Here is a 16,322-nt window from a genome sequence, read left to right on the forward strand (position 1 = left end):
CCCGTGAGCGCGCACACGAACCCCGACAAGATTACTGAAGCCGATTTCACCGGCTACGACCTCATCGTGGTCGGGTCCGGTTTCTTCGGGTTGACCGTTGCCGAACGGGCCGCGGCCGAGCTCGGCAAGAAGGTCCTCGTGCTGGAGCGGCGCCACCACCTCGGTGGCAACGCCTACTCCGAAGCCGAGCCCGAGACCGGGATCGAGGTGCACCGTTACGGTGCGCACCTGTTCCACACCTCCAACAAGCGGGTGTGGGAGTACGTCAACCGCTTCACCGACTTCACGAACTACCAGCACCGGGTCTTCGCCAAGGTCAAGGACCAGGTCTACTCCTTCCCGATGAACCTGGGCCTGATCAACCAGTTCTTCGGCAAGTCGCACACGCCCGACGAGGCGCGTGAGCTGATCGCCAAGCATGCGTCGGAGTTCGAGACCGCGAACGCGCAGAACCTCGAAGAGAAGGCGATCTCGCTGGTCGGCCGTCCGCTGTACGAGGCGTTCATCCGCGGCTACACGGCCAAGCAGTGGGAGAACGACCCGAAGAACCTCGGCGCCGACATCATCACCCGGCTCCCGGTCCGCTACACCTTCGACAACCGGTACTTCAACGACACCTACGAGGGCCTGCCGGTCGACGGCTACACCGCGTGGCTCGAGAAGATGGCCGAGCACGAGAACATCGAGGTGCGGCTGAACGTCGACTACTTCGACGTCCGCGAGCACATCCCCGCCGGCACCCCGACCGTCTACACCGGGCCGCTGGACCGCTACTTCGACTACTCCGCGGGCCGCTTCACCTGGCGCACCGTGGACTTCGAGTCCGAGGTCGTGGAGACGGGCGACTTCCAGGGAGCCTCGGTCGTCAACTACAACGACGAAGAAGTGCCCTACACCCGGATCATCGAGTTCCGGCACTTCCACCCGGAGCGCAAGCACTACCCGAACGACAAGACGGTCGTGTTCCGCGAGTACTCCCGGTTCGCCGGTGAGGCCGACGAGCCGTACTACCCGATCAACACCCCGGACAACCGCGAGAAGCTCGAGGCCTACCGCGAGCTGGCGAAGACCGAGGCCAAGGAGCGCAACGTCCTGTTCGGCGGCCGTCTCGGTACCTACAAGTACCTCGACATGCACATGGCCATCGGTTCGGCGCTGACCGCGTTCGACAACAAGATCGCGCCGCACCTGACCGATGGCGCGCCTCTCGACGGGTCCCTCGATGCTTGAGAAGGGCGCTCCCACCGGCGAGGTGGCGGTTCTTTCGAAGGCTCAGGGCGTCCTGAAGAGTGACGTCACGGTCAAGGCGGCACGGGGTCTTTCGCACTTCGGCGAGCACAGCGCGGGATGGTTCGCGCTGGGGCTCGTCGGGGCCGCGGTCGACAAGACGCGCCGCAAGGACTGGCTGGTCGCGGCGGCGGGCGTCGTCGGCGCCCACGCCGCGTCCATCGCGGTGAAACGCGTGGTCAGGCGGCCGCGACCGGACCACCCGAGCGTCGAGGTCCTGGTCTCCACGCCGAGCAAGCTGAGCTTCCCGTCCTCGCACGCGACCTCCACTACGGCGGCGGCGGTGCTCTACTCCGGATTGACCGGGCGTAACCTGGTCCCGGCCCTGGTACCGCCGATGCTGGCCTCCCGGCTCGTGCTCGGCGTCCATTACCCGACCGACGTTCTGGCCGGAGCGGCCCTAGGGGGCATAGTCGGCGGCTTGATACGTAGGAAGCTGAAGCGACGATGAGTGAAACGACCGAGAAGGCCGATTCCAAGCCTGACGACGTAGAACCCGTGGCCGAGGCCGCCGAACCGAAGAAGGTCGCCGGAGGTCTCGTCGGCGGCATCATCAAGACGGCACGCCCGCGCCAGTGGGTGAAGAACGTGCTGGTGTTCGCCGCACCGTTCTTCGCCTTTTCGAAGTCGACGGACCGGACCGGCCTGCTGATCGCCGCGCTGATCGCCTTCGCGGCGTTCTCGCTGGTGGCCTCCTCGGTCTACCTCATCAACGACGCGATCGACGTCGAGGCGGACAAGGCCCACCCGACCAAGCGGAACCGGCCGATCGCGGCCGGGATCGTGCCGGTGCCGGTGGCCTTCGTCGCGGCGGGCGTGTTCTTCGCCGCCGGCCTCGGCATCTCGTTCCTCGCCAGCTGGCAGCTCGCGGTCGTGCTGGCGGTCTACGAGGCCGTCCAGCTCGGCTACTGCTTCGGCCTCAAGCACCAGCCGGTGGTCGACCTGGCCATCGTCGGCTCGGGCTTCCTGATGCGGTCGATCGCCGGTGGCGTGGCCGCGGGGATCGCGCTTTCGCAGTGGTTCCTGCTGGTCACCGCGTTCGGCTCGCTGTTCATGGTGGCGGGCAAGCGCTACGCCGAGATCATGCTCTTCGAGCGCACCGGCGCGAAGATCCGGTCTTCGCTCAAGAAGTACTCGGCGAGCTACCTGCGGTTCGTCTGGGCGACGTCCGCGGCGATCCTGATCATGTCGTACTGCCTGTGGGCGTTCGAGATCCGCCAGGTCGAGCACGACTCGGTCTGGGCGGTCGTCTCGATGGTCCCGTTCGTGGTGGCCGTCCTGCGTTACGCCGTCGACGTCGACGGCGGCAACGCGGGCGAGCCGGAGGAGATCGCGCTCAAGGACCGCGTGCTCCAGGTGCTCGGCGCGAGCTGGGTCGTCACGCTGTTCCTGTCGTTCTATCTCTGATTCGACAGCTCACGCACAGCGCATCCATAGGAAGCGCACGCATCCTCGGTGGTGGGGGCGGGCACGCAGCCCGCCCCCATCTACTCGAGGAGCGAAAGATGAGCGACCCGCAGCGGCCGTCCGAAGACGAAGACAAGACGGTCGAGCAGCCCGCCGTGGGCGACGAGACCCCGAAGAAGCCCGCCGAGGCTCCCGCCGCGCCCCCTCCGGTGCAGCAGGTCCCGCCGAAGAAGGGCGGATTCCGCCGGTTCGCCGGGCACCGCGCGACGCAGCTGGTCGCGGTCGGCGCCCTCGGCTTCATCCTCGGCGGCGGCATCATCGGCACCGCCGTCGGCCTGGCCTCCCGCGACGGTGACCGGCCCGGTTTCTCCCGTGAACACCGTGGTCATGGCGGTCCCGGCATGCACCGTGACTTCCGTGACGGCCCCGGAGACCGCGGCTGGCGTGACGAGTCCCACGGCAGGTAGATAACGGAATCATCACGTCGCCGTGTACGGTGTTCGTGATGCGAAGCGCCTCCGCCGATCTGCCCCAGGCTCCCGGTGCGCTGCCGGGAGCCGCCGTCCTTGCCCGGCCCTGGGTGCTCCCTGCCGGGGCGGCGGTGGCTTCGGCCCTGGTGTTCGTGCTGGTCAGCGGGCATTTGATCGACGACACGTACATCACGCTGTCGTATGCGAAGAACCTCGCCTTCCACGGCCACTGGGGCCTGATCGAAGAGGGCACCGCCAACACCGCGACGTCGCCGCTGAACGTCCTCGTGCTGGCGCTCGTCACCTTCATCGTCCGGGACGCCGTCTTCGCCGCCGGGATCGTCTTCGTCGCCAGTCAGGTGGCGCTCGTCCTCGGTCTGCGCCGCATCGGCGCCGCGACCGGGCTTTCCGGCTGGTTCGCCCCGCTGGCGCTGGGCCTGCTGCTGGTGAACCCGCTCCTGCTGTCGTCCGTCGGTCTCGAAGTCGCCCTCGGCGCGACGGCGGTCGTCTGGCTGATGGTGTTCCTGCACGAACGCAGTCCCGTCGCCGCTGGTGCGGTGATCGGCCTGATCGCGCTGATCCGGATCGATCTGCTGCTGATCGCCTTCGTCCTGTTCCTCGCGCGCCGCGAGTTCTGGGTGGGCATCTGGCGGATGACGTTCGCCGCGCTCGCGGTGATGCTGCCGTGGTTCCTGTTCAGCTGGCTGGTGCTGGGTTCGGCGGTGCCGGACACCCTGGTCATCAAGATCATGCAGCGATCGTGGGGTCATTTCAGCTTCACCAACGGCCCGCTGCTGTACTGGCGCAACTTCCCGCTCGCCGCGACGCTTTCCTTTCTGCCACTCGTGATCGGCGGGCTCGCCGGTCTACTGTGGACGTTCCATTTCCGGCGTGGTTCGGAACGGGCGAAGCAGCTGCTGCCGTTCGCGACGCTCGCGATCGCCGGCGCGGCGCACTATCTGGCCTACTGCTGGCTGAACGTCCCGCCGTACCACTGGTATTACGCGCCGAGCATCACCGGCGCGACGGTCTTCCTCGCCGCCGCTGCCTGCGCCGTACCCGGTCGCGCGCGGCTCGGTGCGGGGCTCCTCGCCGGTGCGTTCCTGCTAGTGAGCGCCGTCGCCTACGCGGCTCCTGAGTTGCCGCGCCGGTTCGCGCCCATCACCAGCAACCACGCCGCGTCCGACGAGTACCGCCGGATCGGCGCGCAACTGGGCGAACTGACCAAGGGACGCAAGGTGGAAAGCGCGGGCGAGGTCGGCGCGCTCGCCTACGCCTGCGATTGCGACATCGTCGACCAGTTCTCCGACCGCGGCTCGGTCGACCCGGCCATCGTCGAGACGAAGAACCGCAGCAGCGATCTCGGGAAGGCCCTGCTGGAGGCGAACTTCCGGTTCTTCGACCACAGCGTCCCGCCCGCGACCCCGGATCTCGTGCTGGCCACCACCCGGAAGACGCCGCCACCGAACGCGCTGGCGACCTGGACGATCAGCTCGCCGTGGATGGGCACGCAGCAGCTCTACCTGCTCCCCGCGCGATGACCCCCTCGCAATTCGGCACCTGCTTGCGATAGTTCGCGATGCCGACCATCGCAACCTGGTGCCGAATTGCGAGGGTCAGCGGCGTGTGTCGGCCCGGGCCGCTTTGTCGACCGCCAGCTGGTCTCGCTGGAAGACCACGGAGCCGTCGGCGAAAGCGAACCGGAGCACCGGCCGCGGCGGGAAACTCCGCCCCAGGAACTGCGCGGACACCGACCGCACCACTTCCGACGGCAGCTCGTCGAAGGTCCGGAACGGCTGCGCGGGATCCTCGCCCTCCAGCATCCGCGCCGGGTACACGACGGCCAGCCGCCGATCGGACAGCGTCAGCCGCGCCTCACCGTGGCCACCGGCGAGGTGGTCCGCGAGCCGCGCGGCGGTCTGCTCCGCGGTCTGGGCGACGACCCAGTAGGCGATCGTCGGGTCGTCGGTCCAGTCGGCTTCGAGAACGTCGGACGCGGGCAGCGGCCACCGCGGTTTCCCGGTCACCGCGGGGGTTTCCCGCGAAGGCGAATAGGGCAGCGTGAGCTTGCCGTCCAGCAGCATTCCCACGTAGCCGTGCGCGGGCGGGCAGCCGATGATCAGGCGCTCGCCGGGCGCGAGCCAGAACTGGTGCAGTTCCCGTTCGACGATCTCGTCGACGGACTTCGCCGCTTTGGTGTCCATCAGCTCACCGTCAACGAATAGAGCCAGGCGAAATGCCGGGGATCGTCGCTGTAGAACAGGAAGTCCAGGCCCGATCCGTCTACAAAGGACGTACGAAGGCAAGGGGCCCGCTTCTTGCCGTGCTCGGCCACCGCGAAGCCGGCGATCCGGTCACGCGGGATCTCGGCGCACAGCACCATCTCACGCCGCGCGATCGGGACACCCGCGGCGTTGTCGCCGTAGGTCTTCGTGGTGATGATCGTGGCGATCTCCTTGCCGGTCTTGACCACGCCCTTGCCGAAGCCGATCGCCTTCCCGATGAACGACTTGCCGGCTTTCTCCGGCTCCGGTGGAACGGCCTTCTCCAGCATCAGCAGCCGTGCGCTGGTCAGCGCCCACAACCGCGAAGGCGAGCCGCTCGTAGGCAGCTCTCGCAGCGCCGTATGCGCCAGACCGCCCTGCTCGCCGAGCACGACGACCTGCGGCGATGGTGGGGCGGACGCCCCCGTTTCGTCTGCCCCGCCCAGCGCCGCGCTGACCACGTCGCCGGCGAAGTTCGCGGCGCCCGAGCCGAGCTTGCCCAACACGCTCTTCTTCGGCACACCCCACGGATCGAGGCCGCGTACGTCGTAGTTCACCGTCTGGCCGTACGCGGCCCACAACAACCGTTCGCCCTGACGCAGCGAAGGCAGGGCTTGCGACGCGGCCCCGAGCGGGGAGGCGAGATTCATTCTTCGATCGTGAACCCTCTGTCGGTCGCCGCGCGGCGCTCTTCCTCGGACGACGAATCCTGAGACTCGTGGTAGCCCGCCTTGACGCCCTGCTCGACGCCCAGTTCGGCCAGGTTACCGGCACTGCCGCGGAAAGCGGCCTTGCCGACGCTGGTCGTCCCGCTCATGCCCATCGCCCGCAGCCCGGCTTCGGTGAGGTTCGTGGTGAGCGCGTCCGAGCCCTCGCCGCCGACGCCGTAGCGGTCCGCGAACCTGTTGGCGGTCTTGGAGGCCCCGGTCGCCGGATTGGCCTTCGTGACGATCTTGGCCAGCGGGTTCTTGTCGATCTGGTCGGCGAGCCGCTTCTGCAGCCAGTTGCCGTCGCGCAACCCTTCGGTGCGCTCGACGACCTTCTTCAGCGGCCCGTTGCGGAGCATCTTCAGGATGTCTTCGAGCTTGTCGATCAACGGCTTGAGCTTGCCGAGCAGCTGCTTGACCTTCATCCCGAGCCGTCCGCCGGTCACCGCGACCTGGCCGGCCGTGGCCGCGCCCGCCGCGCCGACCGAGGCACCTGCCGTGATCCACGAGGCGGCCAGCGCGGCCAGCCACTCGATGATCAGGCCCATCACCAGTTCCTGGATGATGTCGATGACGATCTCGACGAACGCGTCGAACAGGTCGGCGGCGATCTCCAGGATCTGCTGCAGCCCGCGGACGTCGTTCGCGAACGCCTTGGCGCCGCCAGAGAACTCGGTCATCTGGCCGCGGAACGCGTCGCCCGCCTGGCCCTTCCAGGGCTCCTTGGTGGCGTCGGCCCGCTTCTGCTCGTGCTCGGCGACGCCGTCGAGCCATTTCGCCGTCTGCTCCCAGCCCTTGGCGGTACTGCGCATCTGCTCGGGGTCACCGATCGCGGGTTCGAGCACCAGCTCGACCAGCGGGCTGATCACGATCCCGATCAGGAAGCCGAGCCCGTTGTCCAAAAAGGACTGTCCAGGGCTCGTCACGAGCTGAAGCTGTTCCATCCGCGCGTGCACGGTGGCGATCGCGACGTCCGGCGGGCTGCTCGCCCTGGCGACCTCCGAGGACGTGCTGATCCACGAGCTGCCGTAGCCGCCGTTCTGCTCCCAGAAGCCCTTGCGGCCCGAGTCGCCGGCGCTGTTGAGGTCGCTCAGGCTGCCGGGGCCGCTGCCGCCGTCGTCCAGCCCGGCACCGAGTCCGGTGATGACCTCGGCGGTGCCCTGGTTGTGGTCGAGGTAGGTCTTCGCCGCGGTGGTGGTCTTGTCGGCGATCTGGTCCATGAAGGACTTCGCCTGCTCGGCGAGGTCCTGGCATTCCTGCAGGCCTTCGAAGTACTTGAACGCCATCAGCTCGCCGAGCGGGCCGAAGCAGTCGTCCGAGACCCTGGCCTGCTCCAGCAGGCTCGCGAGGCTGCCGAAGTTCCCCGAGGCCTCTTTGGACCCCGTGGCGTGCGCTGTGAGCGCTTCCGTCTGTACGCCGAAGCCGGTCACGAGTCCCTCCGCAGGATCGGGCCGCCGAAGTCGTCATCGTCGGCGGGAGCGGGGCGCGTCGGACGAGACGTGCGGACGGGCTGGTGGAGAGCAGGCCCGGCGAGGGATTCCGCGGGCGGGGGAGCACTCGGCCCGAGCGGTTCGACGTGGGCGTTGAACGCCTCTTTGAACTGTTCCGCGCGGTCGCCGATGATCGGCTGGACGGTCTGCTGCATCGCGGCCGCCGCCTGCTGCGTCGCTTCTCTGATCGCGGTGAGGATCTCTTGCTGCAGCGCGGTATGCGTGCGGTTCATCGCCTTGGGGGACAGCTGGAGTCCCAGCAGCGCGCCGGACGGGGCGACGGTCACCGTCACCGAGCCGTCGGCGTTGCGCGCGGATCCGCGCAGCCCGGCGATCTTGTCCTTGAGTTCCGCTGCTTTGGCGGCCTGCTCCTGAAACGACCGGATGGCCGCGTCGAGCTTGGCTTCCTGGTCAGCCATCGATTCCTCTCAACCCGGGGACGGAGGGGCGTCCGTGCCCGGGTGAGACGAATGGCGTAGCGGGCTCGTTCCCTAGATCGGCAGTTTCCGGAAGATCGGCCGGGGCACGTGCCGCAGGGCCGACATGACCAGACGGAACGGCGCGGGAGCCCACACCAGTTCCTTGCCGGCGCGCGAGGCGTTGACGGCGATCTCGGCGACCTGCTCGGCGGTCTGCGCCAGCGGGGCGTCCTTGAGACCCTCGGTCATCTTGGTCTTCACGTGCCCGGGGCGGACGACGGTGATCTGCACGCCGAACTCGGACAGGGCCTCGCCGAGGCCCAGGTAGAAGCCGTCGAAACCGGCCTTCGTGGAGCCGTAGACGAAGTTCGACCGGCGGACCCGCTCACCGGCGACCGAGGACAGCGCGATGACCTTGCCGTGCCCCTGCTTCTTGAGCTTGTTCGAAAGCGCGACACCCACCGAAACCGCGGCCGTGTAGTTCACGGTCGCTGCCTCGACGGCCTTCGCGTGGTCCTGCCACAGCTCTTCCTGGTCGCCGAGCAGGCCGAACGCCACGACGGTGACGTCGATGTCGCCACTCTCGAACGCCTTGTCCAGCACGGCGGGGTGGGTTTCCATGGCCTTCGCGTCGAAGTCCACAGTGGATACTTCGGCGCCCTTGTCCTTCAGGCGCTGCGCGGCGGCGTCGAGCCGCGGCGACTGGCGTCCGGCCAACACGACTCGAAGGGGCTTCTCGGCCAGGTACTTCTCCGCGATCGCGAGCGCGATGTCGGAGGTGCCGCCGAGCAGCAGCAGGGACTGGGGGTTGCCCACAGCGTCGATCACAGTTCCAACCTTCGGGACATGTCAGAGGCGAAAACGCCTTCGGGGTCAACGGAAGCGCGCACCTTGCGCCATTCCTCGAGCCGCGGGTACATCTTCGCGAAGTTCTCCGCCGAGGTGCGCGAGTCCTTCGCCGTGTACAGACGGCCGCCGATCGCGAGCACGTCCTCGTCGAGTTCCTGGCAGAACCGGCTCAGCCCGTCCTTGATCGGGAAGTCGAGGCAGACCATCCAGCCGGGGTGCGGGAACGACAGCGGTGCCGCGTTGCCCTCGCCCATCTGCTTGAACACGTTGAGGAACGACACGTGCCCGGAGTCCGCGACCTTCTGGATGATCCGGCGCAGCGGCTCGTGCGCGTTCAGCGGCGTGCTGAACTGGTACTGCAGGAAACCCTTGGAGCCGTAGGCGCGGTTCCACTCGCCGAACAGATCGAGCGGGTGGTAGAAGGCGGTCAAGCTCTGGATCTGGTCGCGCGCGTTCTTCGCGGTCTTGCGGTAGTACAGCTCGCCGATCGCGGAGAACGACAGCTTGTTCGCGAGCCCGTTCGGGAACACGTCCGGCAGGGTCGCCAGGGTGCCCGGGTTGAACTTGAGCGGATCCGCCCGCAGCTTGGGCGGCAGTTCGTCCAGCTTCGCGAGCGAGCCGCGCTGGAACGCGGCGCGGCCGAGCTTCGCGCCCCGGGAGATCGAGTCGAACCAGCCCGAGGAGTACGTGTAGTTGTCCTCGGAGCCGTCGGTGACCAGCGCCAGGGTCTCGTCGAGGTTCGCCGTGCGCTGGATGTCGGCCTTGAAGTAGGCCGTCTCCGTCTTCGTCATCCGGATCTTGGCGCGGACGATGACGCCGGTCAGGCCGATGCCCGCGACGGTCGCCCAGAACAGCTCGGAGTCCGGGCCCTCCGGGGTCAGCGTGCGCACCTGGCCGTCGGCGGTGACGAGGTCCAGCGAAACGACGTGGTTGCCGAAGCTGCCCGCCGAGTGGTGGTTCTTGCCGTGGATGTCGTTCGCGATCGCGCCGCCGATGGTCACCTGGCGCGTCCCCGGCAGCACCGGCACCCACAGGCCGTACGGCAGGCCCTCGCGCATCAGCTTGTCGAGGCTGACGCCCGCGTCGAGGTCGACGATGCCCGAATCCGGGTCGATCGAGTGGATGCGGTCCAGCGCGGTCATGTCGATGACCAGGCCGCCCGCGTTCTGCGCCGGGTCGCCGTAGGACCGGCCGAGACCGCGCGCGATGACCCCGCGTTCCCCGGCCTGCGTCACCGCGCGGGCGATGGTCTCCACGTCGGGGGTGCTCAGGACGTCCGCGATACTCGGCGACGTCCTTGCCCAGCCCATGAGCGTCTGCCGCTGTGTCTTGGGTGCTTGGGTCACGCCGACCAGGGTAACCACGCCGAACAATGCCCGGAACGTGACCCTGAAGTGCTCGCTTCTACACTTTGAGCATCAGCCCCAGCAGTTTATGAGGTAGAGCAGTGGTGGCGACCGACCCGAAAGCCGGCGTGACGGCAGCAGCGCCGTCCTCCCCTGGGCTGCTCGGGCAGCTCATCCGCTTCGGTCTCATCGGCGGCTTCTGCGCCCTGGTCGATTTCGGTGTTTACCAGGGGCTCCGTGCCCTCGGCATGGACGCGACGCCGTGGGTCGACATCGCCCGCGCGCTCAGCTTCATCGTGGGCACCACGACCGCCTTCTTCCTGAACCGCAAGTTCACCTTCGCCGGTGGACGCCAGGAGGGCGCACGTCAGATCGGTAGCTTCGTACTCCTGTACGCCGTGACGTTCCTCGTCGCCGTCGGCGTCAACCGCACGATGCTGCACGTCCTGCCCGAGTCGGCCTGGAAGGCCACCCTCGGTTGGGTCGTTTCGCAGGCAACCGCGACCGTGATCAATTTCGTCATGCTCAAGTGGGTCGTCTTCCGTGAGCCCCGCCCAGTCGTGTCAAGCACAGAGGAGAACTGAGGATTCATGCCCGGTAAAGCCGCCGTCACCGGAGAGGCCCCGAGCGCCATGGTGAGCACTATCGACGACACCCGCTTCGCGGAACGCACCCCGCAGGGCCGTCTCACCGCGCAGCGCGGGCTCTACGCCGGCCCGGCCCCCATCGTCAGCAAGGACCTCTACGCCGAGCTCGAATGGGGCACCGCCGTGCGCGACCGCGCGGGCATCGCCATCGAGCAGGCGTCGAAGGTGTCCGGCAACACCTATTTCGGGCGCTTCCCCGCGAGCTACTGGCAGCGCTGGACCGACGTGACCGAGGTCCAGGTCGAGGCCGTCGTCACCGGTGACGGCCAGCTGTCCGTCGGTGCCTCCGACATCGAGGGCGACGCGCGCGTGGTCGCCGCCGAGATCGTCGCGGGCGCGAAGCAGCAGAAGGTGACGCTCACCGCGAAGCTCGACAAGTTCTACGACGGCGGCGCGCTCTGGCTCGACCTCGAAACCGAGGGCGGCCAGTCGCTGCGGGTCGAGAACGTCCGCTGGACGGTCGAAGCGCCGGAGAAGATCCGCCCGACCGCGGTGACCATCTGCACGATGAACCGTGCCGACGACTGCCTGTCGAACCTGCAGGCGCTCGCCGCCGACGTCTCCTCGCTGGAGACGCTCGACGCGATCTACGTCGCCGACCAGGGCACCGACCTCGTCGAGTCGCGCGACGGCTTCGAGCAGGTCACGAAGGACCTCGGCGACAAACTGCACTACATCAAGCAGCCGAACCTCGGCGGCGCCGGCGGGTTCACCCGCGGCCTCTTCGAGGTCGCCGGGCACACCGAGACCGAGCACGCGAACGTCCTGTTCATGGACGACGACGTGCTGCTGGAGCCGGATCTGGTGATCCGGATGACCGCGTTCTCCAACCGCACGGTCAACCCGGTCATCGTCGGCGGGCAGATGCTGAACCTGCTGCACCCGAACCAGCTGCACGTCGGCGCCGAATACGCCCGGCTGAACACCCTGGAACCCGGCCAGCCGGTGCAGCACTCGCTGTCGACCGCCGACCTGCTCGGCGTCGACGAGGAGACCCTCAAGCCGAACCGCCAGGAACGCCGCCTCGACGCCGGGTACAACGGCTGGTGGTCGTGCCTGATCCCGTACGAGGTCGTCAAGGCCACGGGCTACCCGCTGCCGTTCTTCTTCCAGTGGGACGACGCGGAGTACAGCTACCGCGCCCGCGCGCACGGCTTCCCCACCGTCACCCTTCCGGGCGCCGGCGTCTGGCACGCCGACTTCCACTGGAAGGACTGGGACGAGTGGCACCGCTACTTCAACCTGCGGAACTCGATCATCACCGCCGCGCTGCACTCGCCGTTCAACCTGAACCTGCTCTCGCGCGTGCTCATCGCGCAGCTGGTCCGGTACCTGCTCGGCATGCAGTACGGCCTGTCCGCCACGCTGATCAAGGCCGTCGAGGACTTCCTCGAGGGGCCGGAGGTCCTGCGTGACGGCGGCGTCGCCGCGATGAAGGAGATCCGCCGGATCCGCGACGAGTACCCCGAGACCAAACGGCACAAGGCCACCGACGTCCCGGGCATCGCGTCGAACGACATCGGCATCATCAACAGCGCGCCGCGGCCCAGCATGCAGCGTCTGGTGCTGATCAAGCGGATCCTCGACCGGGTACTCGGCCGCAGCCGCCACTCGCTCGGCGCGATCCCGATCGACGAAGCCCACTGGTGGCACGTCGCGACCTTCGACACCGCAGTCGTCACCGACGCTTCGCAGGAAGGCGTGCGGGTCCGCTCGTACGACCGCGCGAAGATGTTCGACCTGGCGCGCCGGGGCGCGAAGGTGATCCAGCGGCTCCGCAAGGAAGGCGCGGCGGTGCAGGAGCAGTACAAGCGCTCCATGCCCGAGCTGACCTCGCGGGAGAACTGGAAGCGGCTCTACGAGCTGTAGGCCCGCTTCGCACACTTGGCGTGAGATGAAAGGCCCCTTCATTGCAAATTTTGCAATGAAGGGGCCTTTCATCTCATTCGGGCCCCGGTACCGCTCGCGAAGTGCTCCCAATGTGGCATTGGGGACGCTCAACGTCCCCAATGCCACATCGGGAGCGCTCGAGGCCCTCGAAAAAGGGAGCAAGGGACCTTTAGTATCGCTAGCTTTCCTAGCGGCGCTAGAACCACGAAAACTCAAGTAAGGGTAGCCTTACCGGCATGACGGATCTGGTCGCCCGCGCCCACGCTCTCGCCGATGATCTCCTCTTCCCGGCAGCCACCGAAGTCGACGCCAAGGGCGAAGTCCCTTCAAGCCACTTCGACGCCCTCGCCGCCGAAGGCTTCTATGGCCTCGCGGCGCCGAAGGAAGCAGGCGGTCCGGGCGCCGACCTCCCGACGATCGTCCAGGTCCTCGAAGTCATGGCGGGCGGCTGCCTCAGCACGATGTTCACCTGGATCCAGCACCACGGCCTGGTCGCGGCACTGAGCCAAGCTGACAGCGCCGAACCGCGCGATCGCTACCTCCCGGCGCTGATCAGCGGAGAACTCAAGGCGGGCGCCGCGTTCGCCGCGGTGATCCCGACCCCGCCCAGGCTGCGCGCGGAACGCGTCGACGGCGGCTACCTGCTCGACGGCGAGGCCCCGTTCGTCAGCGGTTGGGGCGTCATCGACCTGCTCCAGCTCTGTGCCCGGGACGGCGACACCGTCATCAGCGCGATCATCGACCCGGTGGCGGGGGAGCGGCTGGAGGTCCGGCCGCTCGACCTCGTCGCGGCGCAGGGCACGTCCACCGTGCACCTCGGCTTCACTCGCTACTTCCTCGCCGACGAACGCGTCTACGGGAAGACCCCGCACGCGGACTTCGTCGCGGGCAACACCTTCGCGTCCCGGCTCAACGGCTGCGCGCCCCTCGGCTTGGCCGCCCGCGCCGCGAGGCTCATCGAGGATCTCGGCAAGGCCGACGTCGCCGCCGGGATCCGGGCCGAGATCGACGCCGTCCGCGGGCGGCTCGACGCGGCGCTCGCCGATCCGCCGTCGCTGCCCGCGGTCGGGGCGGCGGGCGCGGAGCTCGCGTTCCGGGCCGCGGGCGCGCTGGTCGCGGCCAACGGCAGCACGTCGGTACTCGCCGGACGACACCCCCAGCGGCTCGTCCGGGAAGCCACCTTCCTGCTCGTCGCCGCCAGCCGTCCGGAGATCAAAACCGGTCTGCTGGAGCTTTTCTCCCGGAACTAGTGGAGACCGAATACACGGGTCTTGCGGTTCAGGTCGTCGATGTAGGCGGCGGCGACGTGGGAGAAGTTGATCGCCACCTCGGAGTCGTCCCTCGTCTGGATCGTCTGCACCGAACCGGTGCGGACGAAATGCGAGAGATCCTTGGTCAGCCGTTCGGTTTCTTCCGTCGTGAGCGCGAAGAGCAGCGGCTCTCCGCCGGTGGCGAGATGGAGGACGAGCGCGGGTTTCTGGTCTGCCATGAATCCATCGCACCAGCCTTGATCACAACCGGGCAAGCGGGTTCGCTGCGGGCGTATCGGGCGAGTGGACTACGTTCATCCCCGACGGACAAGACACCCGCGGGGGGAAATGGCGATGCCGCATTCGTTTTCGTTGTCGCTGGCGGCGGTGGACATCCTGCTCGAACACGGCCGGTTGGGGACGGCGCCCGCCCCGTTCGAAGTCCCGCACATGGGCACGACGACCGATCAGCGCGCGATGGTGCGGGAGGCCGTCTTCCGCGATCTCGAGGGCCGCGGCCTGATGCGCGGCGGCAGGCTCGACGCCGACGTCGAACTCGCGCTCGCCACTTTCGTCAACCCGCAGCTGGCCGTCTGGACGGTCGCGCAGATGGACAACGACAAGCAGCTGTTCGCGCGGGCGACGACGAACGGGCAGTTCGCGGTCGTCGTGCGCCAGGACGAAAACCTGCTCGTGTTCGAGGAGACCAGGCCGACCGCGATCGTCGCGTCGATCGTCGATCTACTGCCGCTCACCCCGGCTGGCCCCGGCCAGTCGGTCACCATCGCGAAGCCCGCCCGCGCGCCGAAGCGTGCTCGGAACGACGACGCGTACGACCCCTTCGCCCAGGTCAGCGGTCCCCGTTCCCACGGGTCGAATCCGCAGCAGCGGCATGTGGAGCGGATCTTCGAGAAGCCGATGAAGCGAGTGGGCCAGTTCAGCGTGTACATCCGCGGCGGCCAGGTGTTCCCGCCGCTGGCGTGGTTCGACACCGAAGCCGGCCGGTTCATGATGACGTCGCGCCAGGCGGCCGACGGGCAAAGCTGGCTGACTTACGCTCCCGCCGACAACGCGAGGATCGCGCAACAGCTGTATGCCCAGCTCGAGGGCCAGTTCTGAACCGTGGGGAACCGGGCAGACGCCCGTTTCGTCACAGTTCCGGAGATCTTCGGTGATCGGTGAATCACCGTTGCGCTGGGTGCTCGGCTAGTAGACTGCCGGGCGATACGGGCGAGCAGACGATGCAGTGGGGCGGGCGATGGCTTTCGAAGCGGACGGCGGACAGGCGGCACCGGACTTCTCGATCGGCTCCGCCATGGGCGCGGCGGCCAACTACGTCGCGATGGGCGGTCTGAACGCGGCCGCGATCGCCCAGGTGAGCGCCGAGACCCAGAAGCTGGTCTCGGCCGCCAAGGGCGGCGGTTTCAAGATCACCGAGGAAGGCGTCAAGCCGCTCCTCCAGGCGGTGCGCGACATGGCGAAAGAGCTCAACAGCCTGGAAAGCAAGACGGTCCACCTTTCCCAAGCGCCGCAACTCGGCGACCACCCGTACGGCAGGGCCGTCGCCGCCCACGACCACAAGGGTGCCGCCCAGTCGGCCAATTCGGCGAGTGCGGTGATCGGTCAGTTCCGGCAGGTGGTCCTGGACACCGAAGAAGCACTGTTACGGGCCTCAGGGCAGTACAAGAAGAAAGAACAAGACACGGTCGAGGCGCTCGATCGGCTCAAGGGCTGAGGCGGAATGAAGAAGCTGCTCCTCGTACCGCTGACCGCGGCCGCGTTCGTGCTCGCGGCCTGTTCCACCGAAAAGCCGGGCACCCCCTCCGCGGCGCCGTCGTCGCCCGCGCAGGGCGGCGAGTCCACCGCCCCGACGACGGCCACCGGTGGTGCCGATCCCGCGTCGATCGATCCGTGTTCGCTCTTCGGCGCGGCCGATCTCGCGTCGTTCGGCACTTTCGAGCCACCCGTCCCCGGGAACGTGGGCGGTGCCCGCGGCTGCGAGTTCACCAAGGACTCCCAGACGGCGGCTGACAGCGTCACCCTCAGCGTCGGCGTTCGTGACAAGCAGGGGATCGACAGTGTCGTCGACGGCGGGAACGGCAAGACCACCGGCAACGTCAACGGACGCAAAGCCGTGCTCGTCCCGAAACCTCCCGGCAGCTGTCTGATGGCGCTCGAAATCAGTGCCTCGGCGCGGGTCGACCTCGTGGTCGTCAGCACGGATCCGGAGAAGTCGTGCGGGATGGCGGAGAAGATCGCCGACATCGTCGAACCGAAGCTTCCGAAGGGCTAGGGG

The 16,322-nt window shown here is 68.0% G+C and carries 18 protein-coding genes; 11 read left to right on the forward strand and 7 right to left on the reverse strand.

What is annotated here, in order from left to right:
• Window positions 1–3: 3 nt before the first annotated feature.
• The 5 genes from glf (at window position 4) to DL990_RS04460 (ending at window position 4,705) form a co-directional block, all read left to right on the forward strand.
• Window positions 4–1,230 carry a UDP-galactopyranose mutase gene (gene glf / locus DL990_RS04440; protein ID WP_125780576.1) on the forward strand — a complete coding sequence of 409 codons (1,227 nt, stop codon included), beginning with the start codon at window positions 4–6 and terminating at the stop codon, window positions 1,228–1,230.
• Window positions 1,223–1,738 carry a phosphatase PAP2 family protein gene (locus tag DL990_RS04445; RefSeq protein WP_125797977.1) on the forward strand — a complete coding sequence of 172 codons (516 nt, stop codon included), beginning with the start codon at window positions 1,223–1,225 and terminating at the stop codon, window positions 1,736–1,738. Before glf ends, DL990_RS04445 begins: the two co-directional genes overlap by 8 nt.
• Entirely contained in the window at window positions 1,735–2,694 is a 960-nt protein-coding gene (locus tag DL990_RS04450) for a decaprenyl-phosphate phosphoribosyltransferase (RefSeq protein ID WP_125780580.1), read from the forward strand. Before DL990_RS04445 ends, DL990_RS04450 begins: the two co-directional genes overlap by 4 nt.
• 98 nt (window positions 2,695–2,792) lie before the next feature.
• Window positions 2,793–3,161 carry a hypothetical protein gene (locus DL990_RS04455; protein WP_125780582.1) on the forward strand — a complete coding sequence of 123 codons (369 nt, stop codon included), beginning with the start codon at window positions 2,793–2,795 and terminating at the stop codon, window positions 3,159–3,161.
• 38 nt (window positions 3,162–3,199) lie between these two features.
• Window positions 3,200–4,705, forward strand: a complete 1,506-nt coding sequence (locus tag DL990_RS04460; RefSeq protein WP_199746216.1) for a hypothetical protein — start codon at window positions 3,200–3,202, stop codon at window positions 4,703–4,705.
• A gap of 75 nt (window positions 4,706–4,780) precedes the next feature.
• On the opposite strand, the gene DL990_RS04465 is transcribed toward DL990_RS04460, so the two are convergent.
• The 6 genes from DL990_RS04465 to DL990_RS04490 all read right to left on the reverse strand — a co-directional run bounded on the left by DL990_RS04465 (window position 4,781) and on the right by DL990_RS04490 (window position 10,239).
• Window positions 4,781–5,368, reverse strand: coding sequence for a hypothetical protein (locus DL990_RS04465; protein WP_125797978.1), 588 nt, complete (start codon window positions 5,366–5,368; stop codon window positions 4,781–4,783).
• Entirely contained in the window at window positions 5,368–6,078 is a 711-nt protein-coding gene (locus tag DL990_RS04470) for a hypothetical protein (RefSeq protein WP_125797979.1), read from the reverse strand. Before DL990_RS04470 ends, DL990_RS04465 begins: the two co-directional genes overlap by 1 nt.
• Window positions 6,075–7,565 (reverse strand): WXG100 family type VII secretion target, encoded by a 1,491-nt coding sequence (locus tag DL990_RS04475; protein WP_125780590.1) that lies wholly within the window; start codon window positions 7,563–7,565, stop codon window positions 6,075–6,077. Before DL990_RS04475 ends, DL990_RS04470 begins: the two co-directional genes overlap by 4 nt.
• Window positions 7,562–8,044, reverse strand: coding sequence for a YbaB/EbfC family nucleoid-associated protein (locus DL990_RS04480; RefSeq protein WP_125797980.1), 483 nt, complete (start codon window positions 8,042–8,044; stop codon window positions 7,562–7,564). The genes DL990_RS04475 and DL990_RS04480 overlap by 4 nt, the downstream gene beginning before the upstream one ends.
• 72 nt (window positions 8,045–8,116) lie before the next feature.
• Window positions 8,117–8,872, reverse strand: a complete 756-nt coding sequence (locus DL990_RS04485; protein ID WP_125797981.1) for a decaprenylphospho-beta-D-erythro-pentofuranosid-2-ulose 2-reductase — start codon at window positions 8,870–8,872, stop codon at window positions 8,117–8,119.
• A complete protein-coding gene (locus tag DL990_RS04490; RefSeq protein WP_125780596.1) occupies window positions 8,869–10,239 on the reverse strand; it encodes an FAD-binding oxidoreductase in 1,371 nt (456 codons plus the stop codon). Before DL990_RS04490 ends, DL990_RS04485 begins: the two co-directional genes overlap by 4 nt.
• A gap of 101 nt (window positions 10,240–10,340) precedes the next feature.
• Between DL990_RS04490 and DL990_RS04495 the strand changes: the two genes are divergently transcribed.
• From DL990_RS04495 to DL990_RS04505, 3 genes are all read left to right on the forward strand, one after another.
• The gene (locus DL990_RS04495) at window positions 10,341–10,823 is read left to right on the forward strand and encodes a GtrA family protein (protein ID WP_125780598.1); all 483 of its coding nucleotides are present in this window, start codon (window positions 10,341–10,343) and stop codon (window positions 10,821–10,823) included.
• Between the two features lie 6 nt (window positions 10,824–10,829).
• Window positions 10,830–12,755 carry a glycosyltransferase gene (locus tag DL990_RS04500; RefSeq protein WP_125780599.1) on the forward strand — a complete coding sequence of 642 codons (1,926 nt, stop codon included), beginning with the start codon at window positions 10,830–10,832 and terminating at the stop codon, window positions 12,753–12,755.
• Between the two features lie 257 nt (window positions 12,756–13,012).
• Window positions 13,013–14,026 carry an acyl-CoA dehydrogenase family protein gene (locus DL990_RS04505; RefSeq protein WP_125797982.1) on the forward strand — a complete coding sequence of 338 codons (1,014 nt, stop codon included), beginning with the start codon at window positions 13,013–13,015 and terminating at the stop codon, window positions 14,024–14,026.
• Here DL990_RS04505 and DL990_RS04510 read toward each other — a convergent pair.
• Window positions 14,023–14,265, reverse strand: a complete 243-nt coding sequence (locus tag DL990_RS04510) for a hypothetical protein (RefSeq protein ID WP_016330689.1) — start codon at window positions 14,263–14,265, stop codon at window positions 14,023–14,025. The genes DL990_RS04505 and DL990_RS04510 overlap by 4 nt on opposite strands.
• A gap of 115 nt (window positions 14,266–14,380) precedes the next feature.
• Between DL990_RS04510 and DL990_RS04515 the strand changes: the two genes are divergently transcribed.
• The 3 genes from DL990_RS04515 to DL990_RS04525 all read left to right on the forward strand — a co-directional run bounded on the left by DL990_RS04515 (window position 14,381) and on the right by DL990_RS04525 (window position 16,319).
• Window positions 14,381–15,145 carry an ESX secretion-associated protein EspG gene (locus tag DL990_RS04515; protein WP_199746217.1) on the forward strand — a complete coding sequence of 255 codons (765 nt, stop codon included), beginning with the start codon at window positions 14,381–14,383 and terminating at the stop codon, window positions 15,143–15,145.
• Window positions 15,146–15,284: 139 nt separating this feature from the next.
• Entirely contained in the window at window positions 15,285–15,761 is a 477-nt protein-coding gene (locus tag DL990_RS04520; protein ID WP_233598648.1) for a hypothetical protein, read from the forward strand.
• A gap of 6 nt (window positions 15,762–15,767) precedes the next feature.
• Window positions 15,768–16,319 carry a DUF3558 domain-containing protein gene (locus DL990_RS04525; protein ID WP_125780603.1) on the forward strand — a complete coding sequence of 184 codons (552 nt, stop codon included), beginning with the start codon at window positions 15,768–15,770 and terminating at the stop codon, window positions 16,317–16,319.
• Window positions 16,320–16,322 lie beyond the last annotated feature (3 nt).

This window comes from Amycolatopsis sp. WAC 01416 (assembly GCF_003947485.1).
In the GTDB taxonomy this organism is placed as follows: Bacteria; Actinomycetota; Actinomycetes; order Mycobacteriales; family Pseudonocardiaceae; genus Amycolatopsis.

Bases quoted from the DNA above. Each gene is read 5' to 3' on its own strand.
- DL990_RS04445 (WP_125797977.1), top strand. From the start codon at position 1,223: ATGCTTGAGAAGGGCGCTCCCACCGGCGAGGTGGCGGTTCTTTCGAAG.
- DL990_RS04450 (WP_125780580.1), top strand. From the start codon at position 1,735: ATGAGTGAAACGACCGAGAAGGCCGATTCCAAGCCTGACGACGTAGAA.
- DL990_RS04455 (WP_125780582.1), top strand. From the start codon at position 2,793: ATGAGCGACCCGCAGCGGCCGTCCGAAGACGAAGACAAGACGGTCGAG.
- DL990_RS04460 (WP_199746216.1), top strand. From the start codon at position 3,200: ATGCGAAGCGCCTCCGCCGATCTGCCCCAGGCTCCCGGTGCGCTGCCG.
- DL990_RS04465 (WP_125797978.1), bottom strand. From the start codon at position 5,368: ATGGACACCAAAGCGGCGAAGTCCGTCGACGAGATCGTCGAACGGGAA.
- DL990_RS04470 (WP_125797979.1), bottom strand. From the start codon at position 6,078: ATGAATCTCGCCTCCCCGCTCGGGGCCGCGTCGCAAGCCCTGCCTTCG.
- DL990_RS04480 (WP_125797980.1), bottom strand. From the start codon at position 8,044: ATGGCTGACCAGGAAGCCAAGCTCGACGCGGCCATCCGGTCGTTTCAG.
- DL990_RS04500 (WP_125780599.1), top strand. From the start codon at position 10,830: ATGCCCGGTAAAGCCGCCGTCACCGGAGAGGCCCCGAGCGCCATGGTG.
- DL990_RS04505 (WP_125797982.1), top strand. From the start codon at position 13,013: ATGACGGATCTGGTCGCCCGCGCCCACGCTCTCGCCGATGATCTCCTC.
- DL990_RS04510 (WP_016330689.1), bottom strand. From the start codon at position 14,265: ATGGCAGACCAGAAACCCGCGCTCGTCCTCCATCTCGCCACCGGCGGA.
- DL990_RS04515 (WP_199746217.1), top strand. From the start codon at position 14,381: ATGCCGCATTCGTTTTCGTTGTCGCTGGCGGCGGTGGACATCCTGCTC.
- DL990_RS04520 (WP_233598648.1), top strand. From the start codon at position 15,285: ATGGCTTTCGAAGCGGACGGCGGACAGGCGGCACCGGACTTCTCGATC.
- DL990_RS04525 (WP_125780603.1), top strand. From the start codon at position 15,768: ATGAAGAAGCTGCTCCTCGTACCGCTGACCGCGGCCGCGTTCGTGCTC.